3 protein-coding genes are annotated in these 2,340 nt (G+C 68.3%); 1 reads left to right on the forward strand and 2 read right to left on the reverse strand.

Translation table 11 applies throughout. The annotated features are described in order from the left end of the window. Nucleotides 1–722: alpha/beta fold hydrolase (locus tag EB084_23875; protein NDD31301.1), on the reverse strand; the 722-nt coding region annotated here is incomplete at its 3' end. Between the two features lie 274 nt (nucleotides 723–996). On the opposite strand from EB084_23875, the gene EB084_23880 reads away from it, so the two are divergent. Continuing rightward, nucleotides 997–2,007 (forward strand): glycerophosphodiester phosphodiesterase, encoded by a 1,011-nt coding sequence (locus EB084_23880; protein NDD31302.1) that lies wholly within the window; start codon nucleotides 997–999, stop codon nucleotides 2,005–2,007. Here the strand turns inward: EB084_23880 and EB084_23885 are convergent, their stop codons facing one another. Further along, nucleotides 2,008–2,328: a hypothetical protein gene (locus EB084_23885; protein ID NDD31303.1), complete on the reverse strand. Its 321-nt coding sequence runs from the start codon at nucleotides 2,326–2,328 to the stop codon at nucleotides 2,008–2,010. Between the last annotated feature and the right edge of the window lie 12 nt (nucleotides 2,329–2,340).

The following is a 2,340-nucleotide window of genomic DNA, read 5'->3' on the forward strand; positions in this document are numbered from 1 at the left end:
TGTCCGAGCAGCAGGCCGATCACCGCGGCGCGCAGGCGGATATCCCACTGGGCCTGCGCGTGGGTCGAGAACCAGCGGGTCAGGGGAGGCCAGTCGTAGTGACGGTCGCCCACGGCGTGGGCGCTCTCGGCGCTGATGAGCCGATCGCGGTGCAGGCGGAAGGTGTGGATCTCGAAGTCGTGCGAGCTCGGGTCGGCGTTGAGCTCGTCGAGGTACGACGAGCGCAGCGAGAGGTCGCGCGCTTGATGGTGCGGCGTGTAGGGGGCGAGAAAGCCTGCGCCCTGATGCGGGCTGGCCAGGCAGAAGAGGCGGGCCACACGCAATCCGCGCGGGCGCAGATGGCGGGCGGCTTCGCGGGTGACGATACCGCCCATCGAGTGGGCGATGACGTCGACCTTGCCGTCGCCCAGCGCGTACAGCGGCTCCGCGCGAGCGGCGAGGCGGTCGCCTTGAACACGGATGGGCAGGACGGGGTGACATGCCTGGCTGATCACGCGCCCCTGCGTGTCGGTGGCGCACGCCGCGATCGTGCGGCGAAAGCCGTCGAGGGCGAACGCCGGCATCATGAATCCCGGGTGGATGATCACGGGGCGCGGAAGGGGCGTGGGAGCCTGCGCCCAGGCGGTGAGTGCGTGCCGCGCCTCGTCGAGCGTCGGGGGTGTGTGGGCGTCGAAGCGCAGCAGGTGAGCAGCAGGCTTTGAGGGAGCGGGTTCGGTGCGCACAGGAACGGGTTCGCCCGTGCTGCCGCCCTCGCCTGCCGCGCCCTTCGCCGACGCGCGGTGCAGGAGACCTGGGTATGTCGCTGCCGCCCTCGCCTGCCGCGCCCTTCGCCGACGCGCGGTGCAGGAGACCTGGGTCTGTCGCTGCTGCCCTCGCCTGCCGCGCCCTTCGCAAACACGTGCGAGAGGAATCTCGCGACGTGCTCTGCCGCGCCCTCGCCTGCCGAGAGGCTTCAGGGCAGGACCAACGGCATCGGCGCAGAAAGGGGAGCGCTCCATGATCCGTCGTCTTGTGCTTCTCGCGATCGTCATCGTGCTCGCCGCGGCCTGCTGGGCCCCCGTGTTCGCCAAGGTCGACTTTCGCGGCTTCGACTTCGAGGCGCATCGCGGCGGACGCGATGAGCGTCCGGAGAACACGCTGGCCGCGTTCCGGCACGCCATCGAGCTGGGCGTCACCACCCTCGAGCTCGACGTGCAGCTCACCCGCGACCTCGTCCCCGTGCTGGGCCACAACCCTCGCCTGGTGTACTCGGTGACCCGCGACCCCAACGGCAGGTGGCTCACGCCGGCGCACGAGCCCGTGGTGCACAACCTGCTGCTCTCTGAGGTCGAGACCTACGATGTGGGCGGCATCAACCCGGCCGACACCGAGTACTACGCCGATCACGGCAAGACGCAGAAGGTCTCGCCGCACGAGCGCGTGCCCACCCTCGACGCGCTGTTCGACATGGTCGAGAAGATGGGCAACACGCGGGTCTGCTTCAACGTCGAGACCAAGTCGTACGCCACCGAGCCGTCGTACGGCACCGATCCGTACACGTTCACGGCCATCGTGCTCGAGGTCATCAAGCGCCATCACCTCGAGAACCGCTGCATCATCCAGTCGTTCGACTGGCGTACGCTCATCGAGACGCGTCGCCTCGACAAGTCGATGACCACGTCGGCGCTCACCTGCGAGGTGCCTGAGTGGGGCGAGGAGGGCTGGTACCGTCATGTGGGCGAGAAGGGGTGCTCGCCGTGGATGGCGGGTCTCGACATCGACGACTACAACGGCGATTATGTGAAGGCGGCCCACGCCATCAACGCTGATATCGTCTCGCCCTACCTCGTCGAGCTCACCCCAGCCCTGGTGGCGGAGGCCCACACCTTCGGCATGAAGGTTGTGCCGTGGACGGTGAACAAGCGCGAGGACATGGAGCGGCTCATCGGCTGGGGGGTCGACGGCCTCATCACCGACCGTCCCACGCTGCTCAAGCAGGTGCTCGACGCCCGGGGCATCACCTACTGATCAGGCTTCATACTCTTCGAGCCAGGGATCGCTCAAGGGGTGGCCGTGCAGGTCGATGTTGACCACCTTCCCCTCGTACGACTTCACCGGCACCAGCGACTGGCGCAGCGAGTGCCCCACCACCACGCCCTTCACCCCGAGGCGCGCCAGCATCTGATCGACCTCGCCCTCTGACGGCTTGGGCACAGGCTTGCCGGTCTTGTGGTCGACCCCGTAGATGCGCCGTCCCCACACCCACTCGTCGATGACGGCGTCGCGCGCATCGCGGGGCAGGCTGGCGATGGCGTCGACGGGCTTCCAACAAGCAGGCGAGTCGGGCACCGAGTGGCTGTA

It is taken from the genome of Pseudomonadota bacterium (assembly GCA_010028905.1).
GTDB lineage: Bacteria > Vulcanimicrobiota > Xenobia > RGZZ01 > RGZZ01 > RGZZ01.